Source organism: Bradyrhizobium sp. USDA 376 (assembly GCF_054063675.1).
In genome coordinates, this window is sequence record NZ_JBSSGN010000001.1 from 1751811 (window position 1) to 1777500 (window position 25690).

The 25690-nt window shown below is 64.7% G+C and carries 18 protein-coding genes and 2 pseudogenes; 14 read left to right on the top strand and 6 right to left on the bottom strand.

From position 1 onward, the window contains the following. Positions 1 to 37 precede the first annotated feature (37 nt). The 6 genes from ACVJ19_RS08145 (at position 38) to ACVJ19_RS08170 (ending at position 7328) form a co-directional block, all read left to right on the top strand. On the top strand, positions 38 to 895 hold the full coding sequence (locus ACVJ19_RS08145) for a sigma-70 family RNA polymerase sigma factor (RefSeq protein ID WP_453949430.1): 858 nt from the start codon (positions 38 to 40) through the stop codon (positions 893 to 895). Positions 896 to 982: 87 nt separating this feature from the next. Further along, positions 983 to 2239, top strand: a complete 1257-nt coding sequence (locus tag ACVJ19_RS08150; RefSeq protein WP_453949428.1) for a M20/M25/M40 family metallo-hydrolase — start codon at positions 983 to 985, stop codon at positions 2237 to 2239. Between the two features lie 331 nt (positions 2240 to 2570). Then, a complete protein-coding gene (locus ACVJ19_RS08155; RefSeq protein WP_453949427.1) occupies positions 2571 to 3248 on the top strand; it encodes a GntR family transcriptional regulator in 678 nt (225 codons plus the stop codon). 115 nt (positions 3249 to 3363) lie between these two features. Further along, positions 3364 to 4164, top strand: a complete 801-nt coding sequence (locus tag ACVJ19_RS08160; RefSeq protein WP_453949426.1) for a phytanoyl-CoA dioxygenase family protein — start codon at positions 3364 to 3366, stop codon at positions 4162 to 4164. Positions 4165 to 4356: 192 nt separating this feature from the next. Continuing rightward, on the top strand, positions 4357 to 5670 hold the full coding sequence (locus tag ACVJ19_RS08165) for an NAD(P)H-dependent oxidoreductase (RefSeq protein ID WP_453949425.1): 1314 nt from the start codon (positions 4357 to 4359) through the stop codon (positions 5668 to 5670). A gap of 569 nt (positions 5671 to 6239) precedes the next feature. Next, positions 6240 to 7328 (top strand): TRAP transporter substrate-binding protein, encoded by a 1089-nt coding sequence (locus ACVJ19_RS08170; protein WP_453949423.1) that lies wholly within the window; start codon positions 6240 to 6242, stop codon positions 7326 to 7328. Between the two features lie 276 nt (positions 7329 to 7604). On the opposite strand, the gene ACVJ19_RS08175 is transcribed toward ACVJ19_RS08170, so the two are convergent. Next, entirely contained in the window at positions 7605 to 8855 is a 1251-nt protein-coding gene (locus tag ACVJ19_RS08175) for an IS110 family RNA-guided transposase (protein ID WP_453948482.1), read from the bottom strand. A gap of 598 nt (positions 8856 to 9453) precedes the next feature. Between ACVJ19_RS08175 and ACVJ19_RS08180 the strand changes: the two are divergent. Further along, positions 9454 to 10544, top strand: a pseudogene (locus ACVJ19_RS08180) (TRAP transporter substrate-binding protein). 262 nt (positions 10545 to 10806) lie between these two features. Here ACVJ19_RS08180 and pimD read toward each other — a convergent pair. The 5 genes and pseudogenes from pimD to ACVJ19_RS08205 all read right to left on the bottom strand — a co-directional run bounded on the left by pimD (position 10807) and on the right by ACVJ19_RS08205 (position 18501). Beyond that, positions 10807 to 11949, bottom strand: a complete 1143-nt coding sequence (gene pimD, locus ACVJ19_RS08185) for a pimeloyl-CoA dehydrogenase small subunit (RefSeq protein ID WP_453949421.1) — start codon at positions 11947 to 11949, stop codon at positions 10807 to 10809. A 132-nt stretch (positions 11950 to 12081) separates the two neighbouring features. Next, positions 12082 to 13272, bottom strand: coding sequence for a pimeloyl-CoA dehydrogenase large subunit (gene pimC, locus ACVJ19_RS08190; RefSeq protein ID WP_453949419.1), 1191 nt, complete (start codon positions 13270 to 13272; stop codon positions 12082 to 12084). A gap of 142 nt (positions 13273 to 13414) precedes the next feature. Continuing rightward, positions 13415 to 14600, bottom strand: a pseudogene (locus tag ACVJ19_RS08195) (acetyl-CoA C-acyltransferase). After that, positions 14597 to 16279, bottom strand: coding sequence for a dicarboxylate--CoA ligase PimA (gene pimA, locus ACVJ19_RS08200; protein WP_453949418.1), 1683 nt, complete (start codon positions 16277 to 16279; stop codon positions 14597 to 14599). The pseudogene ACVJ19_RS08195 and the gene pimA overlap by 4 nt, the downstream one beginning before the upstream one ends. Before the next feature lie 125 nt (positions 16280 to 16404). Further along, the gene (locus ACVJ19_RS08205; RefSeq protein ID WP_453949417.1) at positions 16405 to 18501 is read right to left on the bottom strand and encodes a 3-hydroxyacyl-CoA dehydrogenase NAD-binding domain-containing protein; all 2097 of its coding nucleotides are present in this window, start codon (positions 18499 to 18501) and stop codon (positions 16405 to 16407) included. Positions 18502 to 18631: 130 nt separating this feature from the next. On the opposite strand from ACVJ19_RS08205, the gene ACVJ19_RS08210 reads away from it, so the two are divergent. From ACVJ19_RS08210 to ACVJ19_RS08240, 7 genes are all read left to right on the top strand, one after another. Continuing rightward, positions 18632 to 19498, top strand: a complete 867-nt coding sequence (locus ACVJ19_RS08210) for an IclR family transcriptional regulator (RefSeq protein WP_453949415.1) — start codon at positions 18632 to 18634, stop codon at positions 19496 to 19498. A gap of 66 nt (positions 19499 to 19564) precedes the next feature. Further along, on the top strand, positions 19565 to 20362 hold the full coding sequence (locus ACVJ19_RS08215; protein ID WP_453949414.1) for an ABC transporter ATP-binding protein: 798 nt from the start codon (positions 19565 to 19567) through the stop codon (positions 20360 to 20362). Beyond that, complete coding sequence (locus ACVJ19_RS08220; RefSeq protein ID WP_074116610.1) at positions 20359 to 21072, top strand: ABC transporter ATP-binding protein; 714 nt, start codon at positions 20359 to 20361, stop codon at positions 21070 to 21072. The genes ACVJ19_RS08215 and ACVJ19_RS08220 overlap by 4 nt, the downstream gene beginning before the upstream one ends. 13 nt (positions 21073 to 21085) lie before the next feature. Further along, a complete protein-coding gene (locus tag ACVJ19_RS08225; protein ID WP_453949412.1) occupies positions 21086 to 21964 on the top strand; it encodes a branched-chain amino acid ABC transporter permease in 879 nt (292 codons plus the stop codon). Positions 21965 to 21966: 2 nt separating this feature from the next. Next, complete coding sequence (locus ACVJ19_RS08230) at positions 21967 to 22986, top strand: branched-chain amino acid ABC transporter permease (protein ID WP_453949410.1); 1020 nt, start codon at positions 21967 to 21969, stop codon at positions 22984 to 22986. A 30-nt stretch (positions 22987 to 23016) separates the two neighbouring features. After that, positions 23017 to 24252, top strand: coding sequence for an ABC transporter substrate-binding protein (locus tag ACVJ19_RS08235; RefSeq protein ID WP_453949409.1), 1236 nt, complete (start codon positions 23017 to 23019; stop codon positions 24250 to 24252). A gap of 120 nt (positions 24253 to 24372) precedes the next feature. After that, entirely contained in the window at positions 24373 to 25599 is a 1227-nt protein-coding gene (locus tag ACVJ19_RS08240) for an ABC transporter substrate-binding protein (protein ID WP_453949408.1), read from the top strand. Positions 25600 to 25690: the final 91 nt, after the last annotated feature.

The following is a 25690-nucleotide window of genomic DNA, read 5'->3' on the forward strand; positions in this document are numbered from 1 at the left end:
CATGGGCATGACGGATCGCGATGAGGGAATGTGACCGATGACAGAAGAAAAATTTCTGGCGCGCCAGTTCGAGGCCAGCAGGGACCATTTGCGCGCGGTCGCCTACCGGATGCTGGGATCCCGCGCCGAGGTCGACGATGCCGTGCAGGAGGCCTGGCTGCGGATCAGCCGCTACGACACGTCGGATGTTGCGAATTTGCGCGGCTGGCTGACCACCGTGGTCGCACGCATCTGCCTCGACATGCTGCGCGCGCGGAAATCGCGCCGGGAAGATCCGATGGGCCCGCACGTGCCGGAGCCGGTCGACGAGTCGCGGCAGCACGAGGCGGAGATGGCCGATTCCGTCGGCGCGGCGCTGCTGGTGGTGCTGGAGACATTGCAGCCGGCCGAGCGGCTGGCCTTCGTGCTGCACGACATGTTCGCCGTGCCGTTCGAGGAGATCGCGCCGATCGTCGGCCGCTCGGTCGATGCCTCGCGGCAACTGGCGAGCCGCGCGCGGCGGCGCGTGCAGGGCGCGCCGGTGCCGGAGACGGATCTGTCGCATCAACGCAAGATCGTCGATGCATTCCTCAAGGCATCGCGGGAAGGCGATTTCGAGGGCCTGCTCGCCGTGCTCGATCCCGACGTGGTGTTTCGCGCCGACCAGGCCGCGGTACGGCTCGGCACGCTGCCGGAGATCCGCGGCGCGGACGCCGTCGCGCAGCTCTACAAGGGCCGCGCCCAGGCCGCACGCACGGCGCTGGTCGATGGCGAGATGGGTGTGGCCGTCATCCTCGGCGGTCATCTGCGCATCGCACTGCGCGTGGGCTTCAGCGGCGACCGGATCGCGGTGATCGAGGCGGTGGCCGACGCAGACGAGATCGCCGCGATGGATGTGGAGGTGCTGGAGCGCTAGGCCGGCGTGGCATCGTGCGGTTGCGGGTGCTAGGCTTTCCGCTCGATCGCGCGGTGCCCGCGCGCAAGATGCAAAAGGACGCAAGTCATGATCATCCGCTTCACGCCCCTGCTCGCTTTGTCGCTGCTCGGCCTTGCCGCCGGTGCCACGTCCGCGCTCGCGGCCACTGACGAGAAGCTGAAGGCCGCGGCCGAGCAGGAGAAGGCGCCGCTGATCGAGACCTTGCGCGACATGGTGATGATCGAGAGCGGCAGCAGCGACGTCGAGGGCCTGAAGAAGATGGCCGACTTCACCGAAGCCCGCCTGAAGGCGCTCGGCGCCGCCACCGAGCGGCGCAAGACCACGGCGGGCGCCGGCGCCGACATGGTGATCGCAACGTTCAAGGGCTCGGGCACCCGGAAGCTGATGTTGATCGCGCATATGGACACGGTCTATCAGCGCGGCGTCCTCGCAAGCGAGCCATACCGTGTCGACGGCAACCGCATCTATGGCCCCGGCATCGCCGACGACAAGGGCGGCATCGCCGTGGTGCTGCACGCGCTCAAGATCCTCAAGGACGCCGGCTGGAACGACTACGCCACGCTCACCGTCTCGTTCAATCCGGACGAGGAGGTCGGCTCGATCGGATCCGGCGAGATCATCGCCGAACTCGCCGATCAGCACGACGTCGTGCTGTCCTGCGAGCCGACAGCGGCCTCGCCACCGGCGAAGAACGACTCCCTTCTATTGGGTGCCAGCGGCACCGCGACGGGCGTCATGAAGGTGAAGGGCCGCGCCTCACATGCCGGCGCCGCGCCCGATCTCGGCCGCAACGCGCTGATCGAGCTCTCGCATCAACTGCTCCAGACGCAGGACGTCGCCAAGTCGATCCCGGGCACCCAGCTCAATTGGACGACGGCGAAGGCCGGCACGGTGCGCAATCAGATTCCGGAAGATGCCGAGGCCGGCGCCGACATCCGCCTCACCATTCCCGATGGCATCGCCAGGCTCCAGGCGGCGCTGGACGAGAAGACCAAGAATCGCCTCGTGCCGGACACCGAGACGACCGTGAAGATCGTCGCTGGACGCCCGCCCTTCGTCGCCAGCGACCGCGGCCGCGCGCTGGCCGCGGTGGGACAGGCGATCTATGCCGAGATCGACCGCAAGCTCGACATCACCGAGATGACCGGTGGCGCCACCGACGCCGGCTATGCCAACCGCAGCGGCAAGGCCGTGGTGGTCGAGAGCTTTGGCCTCGCCGGCTTCGGCTATCACGCCCGCGACGAGTTCATCGACACCAACTCGATCGTGCCGCGGCTCTACCTGATGAGCCGGATGCTGATCGAGCAGGGTAAGAAGAAATAGGCGCATTGCTGCGCGAAACACGTCTCTCGTGTCCCGGACGCGCTGCAACGCTCTGGCGTTGCGGCGCTGAGCCGGGACCCAGATGGCGACACAGCACAATACAGCGGCTTGTTGGGCCCCGGCTCTGCAGCGCATCGCTGAAGGAGCGCTGCGCTGCGTCCGATACTTGTTCGAAAACAACCCCATGCACAGTAGACGGACCCAGCGATATCAATGACTTAGCGAGACCCAAGGGACGGCCTGTGGGGGTTCGCGACCTGCCTTGACGCCAGGGCCCCTCCGGCTCTATATTCGAATACAGAATTCCGTATTCCATTTTGGAGCTGCCGGCGTGATCCCTCTCGACCCGCTCCCGAATCTGATCGACCAGGTCTATGAACGGATCCTGGAGGCGATCTCCGACCGCACGCTGCAGCCCGGCCAGCGCATCCGCCAGAACGAGCTCGCAGACAAGCTCGGCGTCTCGCGCCAGCCGGTGTCGCACGCGCTGCATCTGTTGCATCGTCAGGGCCTCGTCGCCGAGAGTGGCCGGCGCGGTTTTGAAGTCACCCAGCTCGATCCTGCTCGCATTCGCCAGCTCTATGAGGTGCGCGGTGCCATCGACGCGCTGGCCGCCCGGCTCGCCGCCGCGCGCGCAGCGAGCGATGCGGCGGGACGCACAAGGCTGGAGACGGCGTTCGCCGCCGGGCGCGGCATCGACCGCAACACGTCGCTCGGCGAGCTCATTGCGCTCGACGTCGAATTTCACCGCGCGATCTATCAGCTCGCCGGCAATCCCGTGATCGAGGCGACCATCGCGCCGCAATGGCCGCATATGCGCCGCTCGATGGCGGTCGTGCTGTCGGAGCTCGACTATCGCGGCAGCGCCTGGGCGGAGCATGCCGATATTGCCGGACACATTTTCAGCGGCGATGCGAAGGCGGCCGAACGCGCTGCACTCGCGCATGCGCAGACGGCGGGGCGGATGACTGAGGAGAGATTGAGGGCCGGCGAAGAGGCGGCGGCGTAGCGATCTACGCCGTCATTCCGGGATGGTCCGAAGGACCAGACCCGGAATCTCGAGATTCCGGGTTCACGCTTCGCGTGCCCCGGAATGACAAAAACAAAACCAAGGAGGACGACCCATGAGACTGTCCCAGGAGCAATTGGAGTTCTTCCACCGCGAGGGCTGGCTGTTTCTGCCCGAACTGTTCAGCCCGGAGGAGGTCGACCTGCTCGCGCGCGAGGCGGTCGGCATTTATGACGCCGACCGGCCCGAGGTCTGGCGCGAGAAGAGCGGCGCGCCGCGCACGGCCTTTGCCGCGCATCTCTACAACGAGGCGTTCGGCATCCTCGGCGCGCATCCGCGCATGATCGAGCCGGTCGAGCAGCTGTTCGGCGAGCCCGTCTACATGCACCAGTTCAAGATCAACGCGAAATCGGCCTTCACCGGCGACGTCTGGCAGTGGCACCAGGATTACGGCACCTGGAAGCGCGACGACGGCATGCCGGAGCCGCGCGCGATGAACATCGCGATCTTCCTCGACGAGGTGATGCCGATCAACGGCCCCCTGATGCTGGTGCCGCGCAGCCAGAACGCCGGCGATCTCGAAGCCTCGCATGACCTCGCCACCACGTCCTATCCCCTGTGGACGCTGGACGAGGACACGGTGACGCGCCTCGTCAAGCAGGGCGGCATCGTCGCGCCCACGGGCAAGCCCGGCGGCATGCTGATGTTCCACGGCAATCTCGTGCATGGCTCGAGCGGCAACATCACGCCCTATCCGCGCAAGATCGTGTACCTGACGCTGAACGCGGTCTCGAACTACATCCGCACACCGACGCGGCCGGAGTACATCGCGCACCGCGACTTTGCGCCGATCAAGACGGTGGATGATGATGCGCTGGTGCGGCTTGCCCGTGCGCCAAGGCAGGCGGCGGAGTAAACAGGTCTCTGCCCCGGACGCAGCGCAGCGCTTCTTCAGCGGTGCGCTGCAGAGCCGGGGCCCATGCCAAGCGGATCGTTTTTCTCTGGGTCCCGGCTCTGCGGAGCAGCGCCATAGCGCGTCGAAGACGCGCGTAAACGCGCTGATGGCGCTGCACCGCGTCCGGGACACGACACTTGATCGGGTAGCAACATGAACCTCTTCCGCCTCCTCCAGGCCCGCGCGTCCGCCGGCAAACCCGTTCGCGTCGCACTGATCGGCGCGGGCAAATTCGGCTCGATGTTTCTGGCGCAGGTGCCGCACACGCCGGGACTCGAGGCGCCGATCATCGTCGACATCGACCGCGAGCGCGCGCGCGAGGCGTGCCGCACCGTGGGCTGGAGCGCCGAGCGGATCGCCGCCACCGTCTTCACCGATGACGGCGCTCGCGCGATTGCCGGCGGCGCAATGGACGTGGTGGTGGAGGCGACCGGCAATCCCTCCGTCGGCATCCGCCATGCGCGCGCCGCGATCGCGGCGGGCAAGCATATCGTGATGGTCAATGTCGAGGCCGACGTGCTGGCGGGCCCGCTGCTCGCCGAGGAAGCGCGGAAAGCGGGCGTTGTCTATTCGCTCGCCTATGGCGACCAGCCGGCACTGACCGCAGAGATGGTCGACTGGGCCCGCGCCACCGGCTTTCGCGTCGTCGCCGCCGGCAAGGGCACAAAATACCTGCCGGCCTATCACGACGTGACGCCCGACGGCGTCTGGCAGCATTACGGCCTGACCGCGGGCGAAGCGCAGTCGGCCGGCATGAACCCGCAGATGTTCAACTCCTTCCTCGACGGCACCAAATCAGCGATCGAGATGGCCGCCATCGCCAACGCCTGCAGCCTCGACGTGCCCGCGGAGGGATTGCTGTTTCCGCCCTGCGGCGTCGACGATCTGCCGCACATCATGCGGCCGCGCTCGCGCGGCGGCGTGCTGGAGCGGTCCGGCGTCGTGGAAGTCGTGTCCTCGCTGGAGCGCGACGGAAGGCCGGTGTTTCGCGACCTGCGCTGGGGCGTCTATGTCGTGCTGGAGGCGCCGAACGACTACGCCGCCGACTGCTTCAAGCAATACGGCCTGAAGACCGACGCCAGCGGGCGCTTCGCCGCGATGTACAAGCCCTATCATCTGATCGGGCTGGAGCTGAACATCTCGATCCTGTCGGCCGCGCTGCGGGGCGAGGCAACCGGCCAGGCTTTCGGCTTCCGCGGCGACGTCGCCGCCGTGGCCAAGCGCAACTTGCGCGCCGGCGAGATGCTGGACGGCGAAGGCGGCTACACCGTATGGGGCAAGCTGGTGCCGGCAGCCGCGAGCCTGAAAACGAGCGCCCTGCCGATCGGCCTCGCGCACCGCCTCAAGCTGAAGCACGACGTCGCCCATGGCGAGATCGTGCGCTGGAGCGACGTCGAGTTCGATGCGGACAACGAGACGATCAGGACAAGGAAGGCGATGGAGGCGGCGTTCGCGAAGGTGGGGTAGCGCGCGCTGCGGGCTCATCGTCTCTCACGCGCGTGTCCGCCGAAGCCTTGGCATATGGAAGCGGCGTCCCTGCGGCCATCCTTCGAGACGCCCGCTTTGGGCGGGCTCCTCAGGATGAGGACGGGAGTGCGCGGCCGTCGTTTCAGCGGGCACCGATGCTGATGAGCCTCATCCTGAGGAGACCGCTGGAAGCGGTCGTCTCGAAGGACGAGGCGCGCGCTCAGGCCGTCCAGAATGCCATATGCGATTCCCCTGCCCGCAGACGGGGAGCAAGCGCATCGGCCTCGGAGCTTCCTGCTGCTGCCCAATCATGCAGCAGTTCGCCAATCCCCGACTTTCGTTTGTCCCGCATTCGCAGCCCCCGAGCGCGGCGTGAGGCTTGATTGTCGCTGGCTGACAGGTCATCCTTGCTGACGGAACCGCAATGATCGGAATTCCAATAACAAGAGCCCGCCAGGGCCTTCGGAAACGCCTCACAAGTCTCAACAAAACAACGTCGATCTCGACCAAGACAAGACGACCCAAAATCGCTCCCTGACGTCGAAGCATCGGCATAACGGAGGAAGTGCATGGAACGTCGTAAATTCCTGACGGCAGGCGGATTGGGCCTGGCCGCGAGCGCTGTTGCTGCGCCGGCTATCGCGCAAGGTTCGCCCGAGGTCAGGTGGCGTTACGCCACGAGCTGGCCGAAGTCGCTCGATACGCTCTATGGCGGCTGCGAGTATTTCAGCAAGAAAGTCGCCGAGATCACCGACAACAAATTCCAGATCCAGCCGTTCGCGGCGGGCGAAATCGTCCCGGGCCTGCAGGTGCTGGATGCAGTCTCGAACGGCACCGTCGAGATGGGCAACACCGCGCTCTATTATTACTGGGGCAAGAATCCCGCCTTCACCTTCGCCACCGCGCTGCCATTCGGGCTAAACACGCGCCAGCAGATCTCCTGGCTGCTGTGGGGCGGCGGGCAGGAGCTCGTGAACGACCTGCTGAAGGAGCACAATTGCTACGGCATTCCGACCGGCTCCACCGGCGCGCAGATGGGCGGCTGGTTCCGGAAGGAGATCAAGTCGCTCGACGACATCAAGGGCCTCAAAATGCGCATCGGCGGCTTTGCCGGCACCATCATGTCCAAGCTCGGCGCGGTGCCGCAGCAGATCGCCGGCGGCGACATCTATCCGGCGCTGGAAAAAGGCACGATCGACGCCGCCGAGTGGGTCGGCCCTTACGACGACGAGAAGCTCGGCTTCGTCAAGGTTGCCAAATACTACTATTACCCCGGCTGGTGGGAGGGCACGAGCCAGGGCCACAACATCATGAATCTCGACAAGTGGAATGCGCTGCCGAAGCACTATCAGGCCGCGATCGATTCCGCCTCGCGCGACACGTTTACCTGGATCACCGGCAAGTACGACGCATTGAACGCGCCGGCACTGAAGCGGCTCCTGGTGTCGGGCGCGGTCCTGAAGGCCTTCCCGCAGGAGGTGCTCGAGGCCTGCTACGGTGCCGCCAACGAGATCTACGCCGATCTCTCCAAGTCCAATCCGCATTTCGGCAAGATGTATGCGAGCCTGACCGCCTATCGCGGCGAGGCCCTGCCCTGGTTCCAGGTCGCCGAGCTGAGCTTCGACAGCTTCATGATGCGGATGCGGACGAAGTCGTGAGGCGCTGAGCGGCGCACGCGACTAAAGAATGAGAAGCCCCGGAGATGGCAACATCTCCGGGGTTTTTGCATAGCTCTCGTAGGACCTCCTACCCGTGGTCAAGAGGTAGACGTCCTTGATGGGCGAGCATAGCGCCGTGCTCGCCGCCGTCCAGGACGCTTCGCGCCGGCGTTGCCGGTGCCGACGGCCTCCTGGACAGCGTCTGCGCGCGGCGCTGTGGCGATCGGCAGGTCGGGACGAAGGAATGGTCACACCGGCCGAACAAAGGAATGAGGCTCAGGCTTTAGTGGAGGTCCTTGCGCTATAGTCCGCCTCGTATGGGGTGTGTCGCTTGAGCGTCGTGCACAAGGCAAAGAGCAAGCGATCCCCTACAGTGCGCAGAGCACGCGCGTGGCCATGTCCTCGCTGTCGCAAGGCATCATAGCGTCGCCTGCTGGCCTCATCGTGTTGGATGGCGACCCGCGACCAGTGATGGACGGCGCTCTGTAGCCGCCTGTTGCAGGCGAGGCGACGGATCACGAAGCGTTGCTTGCCGCTTTGCCGCGTCACCGGCGCGGCCCCTGCCAAGGCGCGCAGAGCATGATAATCTCGCCTGCGCAGAGGCTCTGCGGCCTCGGCGAGCAGTGTGGCGAGATGGATCCTGCCGATTCCTGGCCAGGAGCGAAGGATCGTCACGTCGCACTGCTCCGAGCTCTGCCCCGAGGCCTTCTCCTCGCCTTCGATTGCGACGCACAGACGGTCCAGGTTCTGATGCGCCTCCTTGATCTGCTGATTGACCAGGTGCAGTCGTGCCGCCAAGCTGCGGATGTGTGCGCAGGCGGCCTCGGTGGTGCCGGGTGCCACGAACAGCGGGGCCTCGCGTAAAGTTTCAAGCACCCCCGCCGCATCAAGGCGGCGGATGCGATGGGCTTTCAGAACGCGTGCAATTGCCTTCTCGCTGGCCTTGGCCGCACGGGCCGGCGTCGGCACCATCTGCCAAAGCGCCAGGAACCATTCGTCAGCGACATCGTCGGTCAGCTTGGTGGCCTGCGGATAATATCGCCACAACTGCTTGCGCAGCCGGTTGGCAAGACGTGTGCGCTCCTGCTGCAGTTCGTCGGCCAAGCGCGACCACTCGCGCAGCTCGATCATCGTGGGATCGTCGACCACAAGCCGACGGAACGCCGCGCGATCCGTGCGGAGCGAAGCTCCGAGCACATGGGCATCGCGGCGGTCATCCTTGGCACCAGCCACCGTGAAGCGATCACGGAAGCGGTCAAGCTGCTTGGGATTGATCGCGAACACCGCAAACCCGTGTTCGAGCAACACCTCCACCACCGGGCCGTGCGGCATCTCGATCGCCACGGCGATCTGCCCCGGTGCGGCGTTGGTCTTCTGCAGCAGCCAGTCGCGCAACTCCGTCAGGCCCGCACCCTCATGGGCGAACTCGCAGTGAGCAACCTGTCTTCCTTCGGTATCCAGCAGGCAAACGCTATGGCTCTGCGTTGCCCAATCGATCCCGACGAACCAGCGTACATCTTCGAGCATTGTTGGGACCTCCTTGCTCTCAAAAAGCGGGCCACCGCGATCCTGATCGATCCCTGTACTGGCGCTCTCGGCGCGAACCTCCTACTGGATCTCGACCGCGGCCGCTCTGCCGGGGCGCGGCTCCTACGTCGGTGTTCAAGACACAGGTGGGCAAGGCTGCTCCCGGCGGATCGGCCCGTGTTCCAGTCTACACCTTCGACTGGATGCGAACCCCAAAAGGGTACAGGGTGGGCAAAGCGACTTGTCCGCCGTAGCTCGCAGAGCGAAGGCGGAAGCGTGCCCACCAATTTGCCCGAGAGAAGAAGATGGTGGGCACGGCGCTATGGCGCCTTTGCCCACCCTATGGCTGCGGAGTTCGGCGAGAGGTCGCGACTACTCCCCTTCGCAACTGCGAGCGGTCCCGACGGCGCTTGATTATCGCAAGGCGAACGGCCATCCTGATGCCGGAACCGCGACGTGCGGGATCCACAAAGAGCCCTGAAGGGCCTTCGGAAACGCCAAAAACAATCGTCACAACACCACGTCGGTTACCGGCGAAGCCAAGACGACACCAAGATCGTTCCCTTGGTCGAGGAAATCGGCGCAACGGAGGGTACGCATGAAACGTCGTGAATTCCTGAAAGTGACAGGTGCCGGGCTGGCGGCAAGCACAGCGATTGCCGCACCGGCGATCGCGCAAGGCTCGCCGGAGACGAGATGGCGGCTCGCCGCGAGCTGGCCCAAGGCGCTCGATACGCTCTATGGCGGCTGCGAATATTTCTGCAAGCGCGTCGCCGAGGTCACCGACAACAAATTCCAGATCCAGCCGTTCGCGGCCGGTGAGATCGTCCCGGGCCTGCAGGTGCTGGATGCCGTGTCGAACGGCACCGTCGAGATGGGCAACACCGCACTCTACTACTACTGGGGCAAGAACCCCGCCTTCACCTTCGGCACGTCGCTGCCGTTCGGCCTGAACACGCGCGCCCATATTTCCTGGCTGCTGTTCGGCGGCGGACAGGACATGCTCAACGACCTCCTGAAGGAATACAACGCGATCGGCATGCCGACCGGCTCGACCGGCGCCCAGATGGGCGGCTGGTTCCGGAAGGAAGTCAAGTCGATGGAGGATTTCAAGGGATTGAAATTCCGCATCGGCGGCTTCGCCGGCACGATCATCGCCAAGGTCGGCGGCGTGCCGCAGCAGATCGCGGGCGGCGACATCTATCCGGCGCTGGAGAAGGGCACGATCGACGCGGCCGAATGGGTCGGCCCTATGACGACGAGAAGCTCGGCTTCGTGAAGGTCGCGAAGTACTACTACTATCCGGGTTGGTGGGAAGGCACCGGCCAGGGCCACAACGTCATGAATCTCGACAAGTGGAACGCGCTGCCCAAGCACTACCAGGCCGCGATCGAGATGGCCTCGCGCGACACCTTCACATGGGTCACCGGCAAATACGACTACGTCAACCCGTCGGCGCTGAAGCGCCTGCTGGTGGCCGGCGCGATCCTCAAGCCGTTCCCGCAGGAGGTGCTCGAGGCCTGCTACAATGCCGCGAACGAGATCTACGCCGATCTCAGCAAGACCAACCCGCACTTCAAGAAGATGTATACGAGCCTGTCGGCCTTCCGGAATGAATCGCTGGCCTGGATGCAGGTCGCCGAGCTCAGCTACGACAGCTTCATGATGCGGATGCGCACGCGCACGTGAGGTAGTGAGTCGATAGGTCGAACCACACTGAAGCTGTCATCGCCCGGCTCGACCGGGCGATCCAGTATCCCAGAGGCCGACGTTGGAGAGCACGCTCTCGCCACATCCGCCGCGGCGTACTGGATGCCCCGGTCAAGCCGGGGCATGACAGCAGTGGGTGTGGTGGAACGGGCAAGACTAAACGACGAAAGCCCCGGAGGGTGTCTCCGGGGCTTTTGCTTTGTGTCTTCCCGCTTTCGCGGGGATGACAGTTGCCGTGCGGCTAGACCAATCCGCCGGCGTCGGCGACGCGGCGCTGGTGATAGTCGGTGTCGCCGAAGCTGTTCTCGATCATGGTCAGGCGCTTGAAGTAGTGGCCGATCTTCGCCTCCATGGTCATGCCGATGCCGCCGTGGAGCTGGATCGACTGCTGGCCGACGAATTTCAGCGACTTGCCGATCTGCACCTTGGCCGCGGCGATCGCGTTGGAGCGCTCCTTGGCGTTCTCGAAATCGTTCGCCATGGTGGCGAACATCGACATCGAGCGCGCCTGCTCGGCCGCGACGAACATGTCGGAGGCGCGGTGCTGGAGCGACTGGAACGAGCCGATCGCGACGCCGAACTGTTTTCGGGTCTTGATGTACTCGACCGTGGTCTTGAGCGACTCGTCCATCAGGCCGACCGCTTCGGCGCAGAGCGCGACGCGGGCCTCGTCGACCACGCGCTCGATCAGCGCGAGCGAGTCCTCGGGGTTGCCGATCACGGCATCGGCGCCAACCTCGACGCCGGTGAGGGTGATGTCGGCGGCGTGCAGGCCGTCCTGGGTCGGGTAGGACTTCTTCGTGACGCCCTTGGCATTCGCGGGGACCAGGAAGACGCCGATGCCGGTCTTGTCGCGGCGGTCGCCCTTGGTGCGCGCGGTGACGAGAAGCGTGTCCGCGTTCTCGCCGTTGAGCACGACGAATTTTTCGCCATCGATGATCCAGCCGTCACCCTTCTTCTTCGCTGTCGTCGAGACGTCGAAGAGATCATAGCGCGAGTTCTTCTCGAGCTGGGCAAAGGCGAGCGTCTTGCTGCCGTCGATGATCCCGGGCACGTGCGCGGCCTTCTGCGCATCGGTGCCGGCATGGCGCAGGAAGCCGCCGCCGATCACGACCGTGGCGAGATACGGCTCCAGCACCAGCGCCTTGCCGAGGGCCTCCATCACGATCATGGTCTCGACGCCGCCGCCGCCGAAGCCACCATCAGCTTCGCTGAAGGGCAGGCCGAGCAGGCCCTGCTCGGCGAGCTTGAGCCAGACCGCTTTGCTCCAGCCGCCCTTCTCCTTCATGTACTTCTTGCGCTGCTCGAAATCATAGGAATCGGTCAGCAGGCCGTCGATGCTTTCCTTGAGAAGCCGCTGCTCCTCGTTCAGGTCAAAATCCATGTTCTTTGGTTCCTCGTACCCGGAATTTTTGCTTCGTCATTCCGGGACACGCGCGATAGCGCGGGGACCCGGAATCCAGAGGTTGTGGCGCGAGATTCCGGGTTCGCGCTGGCGCGCGCCCCGGAATGACGTCTAGAGCCCCAGCACCGCCTTGGCGATGATGTTGCGCTGGATCTCGTTGGAGCCGCCGTAGATCGAGACCTTGCGGTTGTTGAAGTAGCTCGGCGCGATCTGGGCGGTCCAGTCCATGGCTTCGTTCGAGCCGTCGTCGCCGTGCACGTCGAACGGCGCGGCGAACGGGCCGATCACTTCCATCAAGAGCTCGGTGGTGGTCTGCTGGATCTCGGAGCCCTTGATCTTCAGCACGGACGAGGCCGGATTGGGCTTGCCCTTGCCGTGCTTGCCCTCGTCGGCGACGACGCGCAGCTGGGTCAGCTCGAGCGCCTTCAGCTCGATCTCGCACGCCGCCAGCTTCTCGCGGAAGGCGGCGTCCTGGATGATCGGCTTGCCGCCGGATTCGACCTTGCCGGCGAGATCGCGGATGCGGCGGAGCCGCTCCTTGGAGACGCCGACCCGGGCGATGCCGGTGCGCTCATTGCCGAGCAGGAACTTTGCGTAATCCCAGCCCTTGTTCTCCTCGCCGATCAGGTTCTCGTAGGGCACCTCGACGTCGTCGAAGAAGACCTCGTTGACCTCGACGCCGCCGTCGATGGTCTGGATCGGACGCACCGTCACGCCCTTCGACTTCATCGAGAACACGATGAAGGAGATGCCCATCTGCTTCTTGGCATTGTTGTCGGTGCGGCAGAGGCAGAAGATCATGTCGGCGTGCTGGGCTAGCGTGGTCCAGGTCTTCTGGCCGTTGATGATCCACTTGTCGCCCTTGCGCTCGGCTTTCGTCTTCAGCGAGGCAAGGTCAGATCCCGAGCCGGGCTCCGAAAAACCCTGGCACCACCAGTCGTCGACATTGGCGATGCGCGGCAGGTACTTCTTCTTCTGCTCTTCGTTGCCGAAGGTGTAGATGACGGGGCCGACCATGCTGACGCCGAAGGCGAGCGGCTGCGGCGCCGGGTAGGACTGCAGCTCCTCGTTGAAGATGTAGTGCTGCACCGAGGTCCAGCCGGTTCCGCCATACTGCGTCGGCCAGTGGCTGACGCCCCAGCCCTTCTTGTTGAGGATGCGCCACCACGTCACCATCTCGTCCTTCGAGAGGTGGCGGCCCTCGACCAGCTTGCGCCGCGTATCCGGCGGCACGTTGTCGCGGAAGAACGACCGCACTTCCTCGCGAAACGCCTGCTCTTCTTTCGTGAATGCGAGATCCATCGGATCCTCCTGTTTCCTCGTCGTCCTGGCGAAAGCCAGGACCCATTACCACCGGCCTTCGTTTTGCGAAGGCAATTGCCGTCTGTGCCCCTTACCCCAGCCGCGGAGTATGGGTCCTGGCTTTCGCCAGGACGACGGTGAGTTACTGCAACACCTCGAACAATCCCGCCGCGCCCATGCCGCCGCCGACGCACATGGTGACGACCGCGTATTTCGCCTTGCGGCGGCGGCCTTCGATCAAAGCGTGGCCGGTGAGGCGCGCGCCCGACATGCCGTAGGGATGGCCGACCGCAATCGCGCCGCCGTTGACGTTGATCTTCTCGGGGTCGATGCCGAGCTTGTCGCGGCAATAGAGCACCTGCACCGCGAAGGCTTCGTTCAGCTCCCAGAGGCCAATGTCGTCGACGGTGAGGCCGTGGCGCTTCAAGAGGCGCGGCACGGCGAAGACCGGGCCGATGCCCATCTCGTCCGGCTCGCAGCCGGCCGAGACGAAGCCGCGGAAGATGCCGAGCGGCGCAAGGCCGCGCTTGGATGCTTCCTTGTCGCTCATGATCACAGAGGCGCTGGCGCCGTCGGAGAGCTGGCTGGCGTTGCCGGCGGTGACGGTGAAACCCTCCGCGCACGGGCTTGAGGCCGGCGAGGCCTTCAGCAGTGGTCTCGGGGCGCGGGCCCTCGTCCTGCGAGAGCGTGACCTCTTTCATCGACACGGCGCCGGTCGCCTTGTCGGTGACCGCCATCTGCGTCGTGATCGGGGCGAGCTCGTCCTTGAACTTGCCGCCCTGCTGGGCAGCGGCGGTGCGGCGCTGGCTCTCCAGCGAATATTCGTCCTGCTTCTCGCGCGAGATGCCGTAGCGCTTGGCGACGACTTCCGCCGTGTCGATCATGGGCATGTAGACCTCGCCCTTGATCTTGAGCAGTGCCGGATCCTGGGCGTGGAAGCCGTTCATCTTGTCGTTCTGCACCAGCGAGATCGACTCGCCGCCGCCGCCGACCGCGATCTCGACGCCGTCGAAGATCACCGAGCGCGCGGCAAGCGCGATCGCCTGCAGGCCCGAGGCGCACTGCCGGTCGATGGTGGTGCCGGCGACGGTGACGGGCAGACCGGCGCGGAGCAGCGCCTTGCGGGCGATGTTGCCACCGGTCGCGCCCTGCTGCAGCGCTGCGCCCATCACGACGTCTTCGATTTCCTTCGGGTCAACCTTGGCGCGTGCGACGGCTTCGCCGATGGCGTGGCCGAGCAGCGTGGCGCCCTCGGTGGCGTTGAGCATGCCGCGATAGGCCTTGCCGATCGGGGTGCGGGCGGTGGAAACGATGACGGCGTCGGTCAAGAGCGACCTCCTGATGCTTGCGAAGTGGATTGTGACGGTTTCTGCTGCTGGCGCAATTCGTGGCGCGACAATTTTCCGACCGTCGTGCGCGGCAGGTCGGCGACAAACTCGACCTCGGCCGGCAGCTCGTGCTTGCCGAGCTTGCCGGCGAGTTGCGTGCGCAGCTCGTCGAGCGTGAACGGCTTTGCGTCCGGCTTGAGCTTGATGAAGGCTTTTGCGGCCTCGCCCCGATACTGGTCGGGGATGCCGAGCACGATCACCTCGTGCACGCCTGGTAGGGTGTAGATCGCCTGCTCGATCATCTGCGGATAGACGTTGAAGCCGCCGGAGATGATCATGTCCTTCTTGCGGTCGACCAGGAAGAAGTAGCCGTCGGTGTCGACATAGCCGATATCGCCGGTGAGGAAGCAGCCGTCGACGAAGGCATCCGCGGATCCCTCCGGCTTGTTCCAGTAGCCCCTGGTGACGTTCGGGCCCTTGATGCGGATCTCGCCGACTTCGCCTGATGGCAGCACGCGCTTGGGATCGTCGAGCGCGACGACGTCGAGCTCGACGCCCGGCAGCATCAGGCCGATCGAGCCCGGCTTGTCCGGCCCCGTGGGCGGATGGCCGGTGCCGGGCGAGCAGGTCTCGGTCATGCCCCAGCCGCTCCTGAGCTTCTTGCCGACCTTGCGCTCGAAGAAGTTCGCGATCTCCACCGGCAGCGGCGCGCCGCCGGAGCCGATCGTCGCCAGCGAGGAGAAGTCGCGCTTGTCGAGATCGGGGAGCGCAGCGATCGCGATCCACATCGTCGGCACGCCCGGGAAATAGGTCGCGCGTTTCACTTCGATGTCGCGCATCACGGCTTCGACGTCGAAGCGCTGATGCAGCGAGATCAGGTTGCCGCGGCTGAGCGAGGACAGCAGCACGACGGTGAGCGCGTAGATGTGGAACAGCGGCAGCACGCAGATCACGCGCTCGACCACGTCGCCGCGCGCGGCGCGGGCCGGCTTGCCCCAGACGTCGTAGATCGACACCGCCGAGGTGAGGTTGCCGTGGGTCAGCATCGCGCCCTTGGGCAGGCCGGTGGTGCCGCCGGTATATTGCAGCAGCGCGACGTCATCGGCCGTCACGGACGGCCATTGCGCCGGCGCGGTGGCGCCTTCGACGAAGGCCTTGAAGGTGACGATGCGGGGATCGCTGGGGATCGCCGCCTGCGGCGTGCCGACCCTGCCCCAATTGTCGTCCTCACAGACGACGAGGCGGTCGATCAGGCCCTTCTCGAGGAATTTCAGCGCGGTCGGCAGCAGTGCGGCGAGATTCGAAGTCACCAGCAGACGCGAGCCGGAGTCGGAGACCTTGTGCGTCAGCGCGATCTCGCCGTCGAGCGGCGACAGATGCGCGACGCGGGCGCCTGCCTTCAGCGCGCCGAAGAAGTTGACGGGATGGTCCGGCGTGTTGCCGAGGAACAGCGCGACGGAGCTGTTCTTGCCGATGCCTTCGCGCAGGAACGCCGCCGCCGCACGCTCGGCCATCGCGGCGAGCTCGGTATAGGTGATCGGACGGTCGCGGAATTCCAGCGCGGTGCGCGGGCCGTAATCGGCGGCGGCTTTCGACAGCAGGTCGGGGAGCGAACCCTGGCCGATGGTGTCGTCCCACCGCACGCCCTCGGGATAAAACTGTTCGCCGGGATGGGTCATGGATTCCTTAAACCGCACAAACCGTCATTCCGGGGCGGCTCGAAGAGCCGAACCCGGAATCTCGAGATTCCGGGTTCGCCCTGCGGGCGCCCCGGAATGACTGAGAGTTGGAGCGCGAAGCTCCATCACGCCGCTTTCGACGCCGCGGCCAGCGAGGCGAACGTCTTGCCCTCGGCCGCGAGCTTCTTCAGCAGCGGCGCCGGCTCGAGGCTCGGATCGTTGGTCTCCTTGGCGTAGAACGACAGGCGATCGGCGATGTGCTTGAGGCCGACGCTGTCGGCCCAGAACATCGGGCCGCCGCGATAGATCGGCCAGCCATAGCCGTAGAGCCAGACCACGTCGATGTCGGAGGGACGCGCCGCGATGCCCTCTTCGAGGATCTTCGCGCCCTCGTTGATCATCGGGTACATCATGCGCTCGAGGATCTCCTCGTCGCTGACGACGCGCTTCTTGCGGCCGAGACGCAGCAGCGTCTCGTCGATCAGCTTCTCGACCTCGGGGTCGGGCAGCGGCGCGCGGGAGCCGGCTTCGTACTTGTAATAGCCCTTGCCGGTCTTCTGGCCGAAGCGGCCAGCTTCGCACAGCGCATCCGCAATCTCCGACTTGATGCCGCGGTCCTTCCGCGAGCGCCAGCCGATGTCGAGGCCGGCGAGGTCGCCCATCGCGAACGGCCCCATCGGCATGCCGAATTTTGTAACCACGGCGTCGACCTGCTGCGGCAGCGCGCCTTCGAACAGCAGCTTCTCCGACTGCTTGCCGCGCTGGGCCAGCATGCGATTGCCGACAAAGCCGTCGCAGACGCCGACCACGGCCGGCACTTTTGCAATTTTGCGCGCGATCGTGACAGCCGTCACGAGAGCGTCCGGCGCGGTCTTGTCGGCGCGCACGATCTCGCACAGCTTCATGACGTTGGCCGGCGAGAAGAAGTGCATGCCGAGCACGTCCTGCGGACGCTTGGTCGATTTCGCGATCTCGTCGATGTTGAGATACGAGGTGTTGGAGGCGAGCACCGCGCCCGGCTTGACGTATTGGTCGAGCTTGCCGAACACCTCCTTCTTCACCGCCATGGTCTCGAACACGGCCTCGATGACGAGGTCGGCATCGCCGACATTCTCGATGCCTACGACGCCGTTGATCAGCGCCATGCGCTTGGCGGGCGCATCGGCCGGGATGCCGCCGCGCGCGGCGGTCGCTTCCCAGTTCTTCTGCATGATGCCCATGCCGCGCTTGAGCTGCTCCTCGCCGGTCTCGATCAGCGTGACGGGCACGCCGGCATTGGCAAAGGACATCGCGATGCCGCCGCCCATGGTGCCGGCGCCGAGAATGGCGACACGGTTGACGGGCCGCGACTTGGTGCCATCAGGGACGCCCGCGATCTTGGCCGCTTCGCGCTCGGCGAAGAAGGCATAGCGCTGCGCCTTGGACTGGTCGCTGGCGACGAGCTTGAGGAAGCCCTCGCGCTCCTTCTTCAGACCTTCGTCGAACGGCAGGTCGATGGCGTAGCCGACGGCGTCGGCCGCCGCGAACGGCGCTTCCAGGCCGCGCGACTTCTTGGTCATGGCGGCGACCGCATTGGTGAAGATCGAGCGGTCGGCCTTGGCGGCCGCGATCTTGGAATCGTCGTCGCGCAGGCGGCGCAGCGGACGCTTCTCGGCGATGAGCTTGCGGACGAAGGCCTCGCCGCCCGACGCCGGCCCCTCGATGATCTCCTCGATCAGGCCGTTCTTGAGCGCTTCCGCAGCCCCGATCGGGTCGCCGCCGACGATCATCTTGACCGCGAGCTCAGGTCCGACCGCGCGCGGCAGGCGCTGGGTTCCGCCGGCGCCGGGCAAGAGGCCCAGCTTGACCTCGGGCAGGCCGAGCTTGGCTTCCTTGACCGCGACGCGGAAATGGCAGGCCAGCGCGACCTCGAGACCGCCGCCGAGCGCGGTGCCGTGGATCGCGGCAACGACCGGCTTGGGCGAATTCTCGATCTCGGCGAGGACGTCGTTGAGGGCGGGCGGCTTCGGCGGCTTGCCGAATTCGGTGATGTCGGCACCGGCAATGAAGGTGCGGCCGGCGCAGGTCAGCACGATGCCCTTGATGGCGGGATCAGCGACCGCTTCCTTGATGCATTCCAGGATGCCTCCGCGGACCGCGGCACTCAGCGCATTGACCGGAGGGCTATTGACCGTGACGATCCCGACTTCGTCATGACGCTCAAGCTTGACCACTTCGCTCACGGTTTCCCTCCTTGGTGGGGATTTACTTTTGTTCGATTTCGCGGTGCGGAATTTAATTCCGCATCTTGACGGCAGGGTTATTTTGAAGCACGGACGTTGTCAACGACTCCGCGCAAGAAGCAGATCAGGGATGAAGCGTACAGGAAAGAAGACTGCGACCGATCGGAATTTCGTCGTCGCGCTTTCCCGCGGACTGGACGTATTGCGCGCATTCCAACCCAATGACGGCCTGCTCGGCAATCAGGAGATCGCGGCCCGGACCAATCTGCCGAAGCCGACCGTATCGCGGCTGACCTATACGCTGACAAAGCTCGGCTATCTGACGCCGGTTCCCCGCTTCGAGAAGTACCAGCTCGCACCCGCCGCGATGTCGCTCGGCTACGCCGCGCTCGCCAATCTCGGTGTTCGGCATTTGTCCGAGCCGTTTCGCGAGGAGGTGATGCGCGCCACCGGCGGCGCCGTCGCGGTCGGCGGCCGCGACCGTCACAGCATGATCTATTTCGGGCAGAGCCGCGGCAGCGAGACGGTCGGCGTTCAACTTGACGTCGGCTCGCGCGTGCCGATTGCAACCAGCGCGATGGGCCGCGCCTATTTCTGGGCGCTCGACGAAGACAATCGCGCCGAGGTGTCGCGCATCCTGCGCGAACATTACGGCAGCCGCTGGCCCAAGATGCGCGATGGCCTCGAACGCTCCGGCGAGACCGTCGCGAAATACGGCTTTGCGATTTCCGTCGGCGATTGGCACGACGACATCGGCGCCGCCGGCGTCGCGCTCAAGCTCAACGACGGAACCGGACCTTACGCATTCAATTGCGGTGCGCCCGCATTCCGCTTCACGGAAGAGCGTTTGATCAACGACATTGGACCGCGTCTGCTTGCGATGGTAAGGAACATCGAAGCGGCACTCGGGGGTCTGATGCCGCAATCCAAAAAAGAAGTCAGCAAAAAGCTGAAATCAGGAGGAAAAGTTGCGCGTGTGGCCGAGGGATTCAGATAGCCTTTGTCATCACAGGGAGCGGATCGCATCGCCCCTTCGCCCACTGAACATCGTGGGCGAGACGAGATGACGCAGGCACAGCTCGCGCAGGGTACATCGCCCCTGCTCGCGGTTCGCGACGTCAGCGTCGTGTTCGGCGGCATCATCGCGCTCAACGGCGTGTCCTTTAACATGCACAAGGGCCAGATCCTCGGATTGATCGGCCCCAACGGCGCCGGCAAGACCACGCTCTTCAACTGCCTCTCGCGGCTCTACCAGCCGTCGTCCGGCGACATCCTGATGGAAGGCGTGAGCATCCTGTCGCGGCCGCCGCACCGGATCGCCGAGATCGGCATCGGTCGCACCTTCCAGAACGTGGCGTTGTTTCCGAATTTGTCGGTGATGGACAATGTCCGCGTCGGCGCGCATTCGAAGACCTCCAGCGACATCGTCAGCGACTCGCTGAGACTGGCGTGGGTCCGGCGCAGCGAGACCAGCGTCAACAAAAAGGTCCATGAGATCCTGGCCTATCTCGATCTCGAGGACGTCGCCCACACCGTGGTATCAGGCCTGCCCTTCGGCACGCAGAAGCGCGTCGAGCTGGCGCGCGCGCTCGCTGCCGATCCGAAGATCCTGCTGCTCGACGAGCCCGCCGGCGGCCTCAACCACGAGGAAGTCCATGTGCTCGGCGACCTCATCCGGAAAATCCGTGACGAGCGCCACATGACGGTGCTGCTGGTCGAGCATCACATGGGGCTCGTGATGTCGATCGCCGATCACGTCGTCGCGCTGAATTTCGGCAAGAAGCTCGCGGAAGGCACGCCCGCCCAGGTGCAGGCGGATCCCGACGTCATCAAGGCCTATCTCGGGAGCAAGGACCAATGACGACACTGCTCAACGTCAAGGACCTGCGCGCCTATTACGGCCAGGTCCAGGCGCTCCACGGCCTGTCCTTCTCGCTCAACGAGGGCTCGCTGACGACGCTGCTGGGTGCCAACGGCGCCGGCAAGACCACCACGCTGCGCGCGATCTGCAACATGGTGCGCTCCACCGGCGCGATCGAGTTCGACGGCAAGCCGCTCAACAACCGCTCGACCGAGAACATCGTGCGGTTCGGCATCGCCCATGTGCCGCAGGGCCGCGGCACCTTCACCACCATGACGGTGGAGGAAAACCTCCAGCTCGGCGCCATCACCCGCAAGGACAGTGCCGGCATCGTCTCCGACATCGAGCGCATGTATGCGCATTTCCCGGTGCTGAAACAGCGGCACACCCAGCAGGCCGGCACGCTGTCCGGCGGCGAGCAGCAGATGCTCGCGGTCGCCCGCGCCCTGATGCTGCGGCCGCGCCTGATGCTGCTGGACGAGCCCTCCTTCGGCCTCGCGCCGTTGGTGGTACGCGACCTGTTCGGCATCCTCGGCAAGATCAACCGCGAGGACAAGGTGTCGATCCTGGTGGTCGAGCAGAACGCCCAGCTCGCGCTCGAACTCGCCGACCAGGCCTATGTGATCGAGACCGGCCGCATCGTGATGTCGGGTAATGCCAAGGATATCGCGAACAACGAAGAAATCCGCAAATCCTATCTGGGTTACTGAGGGAGCCGGGACAATGGAGCTGTTCACCAACCAGGTCCTGGCCGGCATCGCCACGGGCGCGATCTATGCCTGCATGGCGCTCGCCGTGGTCATGATCTACCAGGCGATCGACCATCTCAACTTCGCGCAAGGCGAGATGGCGATGTTCTCGACCTTCATCTCCTGGCAGCTGATGCAATGGGGCGTACCCTATTGGGCCGCCTTCGTGATCACGCTGATCTTCTCCTTCATCGCCGGCATCGCGATCGAGCGCATCCTGTTCAAGCCGCTTACGAAGGCGCCGGTGCTGACCAACGTCGCCGGCTTCATCGCGCTGTTCGCGATCATCAACTCCTCGGCCGGCCTGATCTGGGACTTCACCATCAAGCAGTATCCGACCCCGTTCGGCTCCGCACCGTTCCTGGGCAGCCAGCTGATCTCGACCCACCAGGCCGGCATGATCGGCGTCACCGTGCTGCTGCTGCTCGGCCTGTACTTTTTCTTCCAGTACACCCGCATCGGCCTTGCGATGCGCGCCGCCGCGTCGGTGCCTGAATCGGCCCGTCTCGTCGGCATCAACACGAGCTGGATGATTGCGCTCGGCTGGGGCATGGCGACCGCAATCGGCTCGATCGCCGGCATGCTGATCGCGCCGGTCGTGTTCCTCGAGCCCAACATGATGGGCGGCGTGCTGATCTACGGCTTTGCCGCCGCGGTGCTCGGCGGACTGAGCAGCCCGTTTGGCGCCGTGGTCGGCGGCTTCCTGGTCGGCATCTTCGAGAACCTCGCCGGCACCTACATCCCCGGCGTCGGCAACGAGCTGAAACTCCCGATCGCGCTCGCGCTGATCATCTCCGTCCTGGTCGTCAAACCCGCTGGCCTGTTCGGCCGGCACATCGTCAAGCGAGTTTGATCATGAGCGCTGCAGAAGAAGTCGTCGCAGAAGGCCACGAGGCGGTCGAGGCGGTTCCGAAGCGGGCCATGACGCTGGGCACCGGCACCTCGCTGGTGGTCCTGGCTGCGCTGCTCATCGCACCCGTCTTCGTCAAGAACTTCATCATCTTCCAGATGACGATGCTCCTGATCTACGGGCTCGCGGTGCTGGCGCTGAACATCCTGACCGGCGGCTCGGGCCAGTTCTCGCTCGGCCAGAGCGCGTTCTACGCGGTCGGCGCCTACACGACCGCGGTGCTGATGGAGCACTTCAACGTCAACTACGCGCTGACCCTGCCGGTTGCCGGCGTGATCTGCTTCGGCTTCGGCTTCCTGTTCGGGCAGCCGGCGCTGCGGCTCTCGGGCGTCTATCTGGCGCTCGCGACCTTCGCGCTCGCGACCGCCATGCCGCAGCTGCTCAAGCTGAACTTCCTCGAGCACTGGACCGGCGGCGTGCAGGGCCTCGTCGTCACCAAGCCGGACGCGCCGTTCGGCCTGTCGATGTCGCAGGACATGTGGCTGTACTACTTCACGCTCGTCGTCACGATCGCGATCTACATCTTCGCGGTGAACCTGTTGCGCTCCCGTTCGGGCCGCGCCTTCATGGCGATCCGCGACAACGAAATCGCGGCATCCGCCATGGGCGTCAACGTCGCGCTGTACAAGACGCTGGCCTTCGGCGTCTCTGCCGCCATCACCGGCATCGCCGGCTCGCTCGGCGCCATCGCGGTGCAGTTCGTCGCGCCCGACAGCTACACCATCACGCTCGCGATCTCGCTGTTCCTCGGCATGGTGGTCGGCGGCGTCGGCTGGCTGCCCGGCTCGATCGTCGGCGCGGCCTTCATCATCTTCGTGCCGAACATCGCGGAAGGCATCTCCAAGGGCCTCTCCGGTGCGGTGTTCGGCGTGCTGCTGTTCCTCGTCATCTATCTCGTGCCGCATGGCGCAAGGCAGGTCGCGATCCTGGGCCACCAACTCGCCGGCAAGCTCAGAAAGAACTGAAATCCATTCATCGTACAAAGGAGACCCGAATTGTCTTTTGGAAGAACACTGCGAGCCGCCGCGCTGGTCACGGCAACGGCGGCCATCACTTTCAACTCCGGCGCGGCATTTGCCCAAAAGAAATATGATACCGGCGCTTCCGATACCGAGATCAAGATCGGCAACATCATGCCGTACAGCGGTCCGGCGTCGGCCTATGGCATCATCGGCAAGACCGAAGAAGCCTATTTCAAGATGATCAACGACAAGGGCGGCATCAACGGCCGCAAGGTCAACTTCGTCACCTATGACGACGGCTATTCGCCGCCGAAGGCGGTCGAGCAGGTCCGCAAGCTGGTCGAGAGCGACGAGGTGCTCACCGTGTTCAACCCGCTCGGCACGCCCTCGAACACGGCGATCCAGAAATACCTGAACGCCAAGAAGATCCCGCAGCTGTTCGTCGCCACCGGCGCCACCAAGTGGAACGACCCGAAGAACTTCCCCTGGACCATGGGCTGGCAGCCCTCCTACCAGAGCGAAGCGCAGATCTACGCGAAATGGCTGATGAAGGAGAAGCCGGACGCGAAAGTTGCGATCCTCTACCAGAACGACGATTTCGGCAAAGACTACCTCAAGGGCACCAAGGACGGCCTCGGCGCCAAGGCCGCCTCCATGATCATCATGGAAGAGAGCTATGAGGTGTCGGAGCCGTCGATCGACGGCCACATCGTCAAGATCAAGGCCGCCAATCCCGACGTGCTGCTGATCTACGCGACGCCGAAATTCGCGGCCCAGACCATCAAGAAGACCGCCGAGCTCACCTGGAAGCCGCTCCAGATCCTCACCAACGTGTCGATCTCGGTCGGCAGCGTGATGAAGCCTGCCGGCTTCGAGAACGCGCAGGGCGTGCTGTCGGCGGCCTATGCCAAGGACTCCACCGATCCGCAATGGGCCAACGACCCCGGCATGAAGAAGTGGAACGAGTTCGTCGACAAGTACATGCCGGGCGCGGACAAGTCCGACACCAGCATGGTCTACGGCTATGGCGCGGCCTCGACGCTGGCCAAGGTGCTGGAAATGTGCGGTGACGATCTCACCCGCGCCAACCTCATGAAGCAGGCCGCGGGCCTGAAGGACTTTGCACCGGACACCATGCTGCCCGGCGTCAAGCTCAACACCAGCGCCACCGACTTCGCCCCGATCGCACAGCTCCAGATGCAGCGCTTCAAGGGCGAGAGGTGGGAACTGTTCGGCGACATCATCAGCGGCGACGTCGCCTCCGAGTGACACGCTGACGTCATAGTCCTGGCATCAACAGGCCCCCGCGAGCGATCGCGGGGGCTTTTTGTTGACGCCGGGCGTCAATCTTGTTCAATGCAGCCGATCCAGTCCCGGGGTAGGAGAACAATGACTGCCGTTCGTTTTCAGGTTGTGGCCGCCTCGGCCGCCCTCGCATTGTGCACCGCGATGACAGGCCCGGTGCTGGCGCAAAAGAAATACGACAGCGGCGCTTCCGATACCGAGATCAGAATAGGCAACATCATGCCCTATAGCGGGCCGGCCTCCGCCTATGCCGCGATCGGCAGGACCGAGGAAGCCTATTTCAACAAGATCAATGCCGAGGGCGGCATCAACGGCCGCAAGATCAAGTTCATCTCCTACGACGACGGCTATTCGCCGCCGAAGACGGTGGAGCAGGCGCGCAAGCTGGTCGAGAGCGACGGGGTGCTCCTGATCTTCGGCTCGCTCGGCACCTCCACCAATGGCGCGATCCGCAAATACATGAACGAGAAGAAGGTGCCGCAATTGTTCGTGGCGAGCGGCGCCTCGAAGTGGAACGACCCGAAGCAATATCCCTGGACCATGGGCTGGCAGCCGAGCTACGCGAGCGAGGCGCGGATCTACGCCAAATACATCATGAAGGAGAAGCCGGACGCCAAGATCGGCGTGCTCTATCAGAACGACGATTTCGGCAAGGACTATCTGAAGGGACTGAAGGAGGGCCTCGGGCCCAAGGCCTCGATGATCGTGATGGAAGACAGCTACGACACCTCGGAGCCCGCGATCGACGAGCACGTCGTGAAACTGAAGGCCTCGGGCGCCGACGTCTTCATCAGCATCACCACCCCGAAGTTTGCGGCGCAGGCGATCAAGAAGGCGGCGGAGATCAACTGGCATCCGATGCACATCATCTCCAACGTGTCGGCCTCGGTCGGCGGCGTGCTGGAGCCAGCGGGCATCGAGGTCTCGCAAGGCATCCTGTCGGCCACCTACGCCAAGGACGGCTCGGACCCGCAATGGAATGCCGACGACGGCATGAAGAAGTTCTACAATTTCCTCGTGCAGTACGAGCCCAAGGCCAACAAGCTCGATGCCGGCGTGGTGTTCGGCTATGCCGCAGCCCAGACCATGGTGAAGGTGCTGCAGATGTGCGGCGACGATCTCACCCGCGAGAACGTCATGAAACAGGCCGCCAGCATCACGGATTTCGCGCCCGACACGCTGCTGCCCGGCATCAAGATCAACACCGCACCCGACAATTTCGCCCCGATCGAGCAGCTCCAGATGATGCGCTTCAAGGGCAGGAAATGGGAGCTGTTCGGCGACGTCATTTCCAGCGAGCTCGGTCATTAGAGAGCCTCGCAAGTCGCACAACCAAAAATAATTGACCGCACGTCAACGCAACTCAAATTCAATTTGTTAACGCCGCGCAGCATCTCATTTG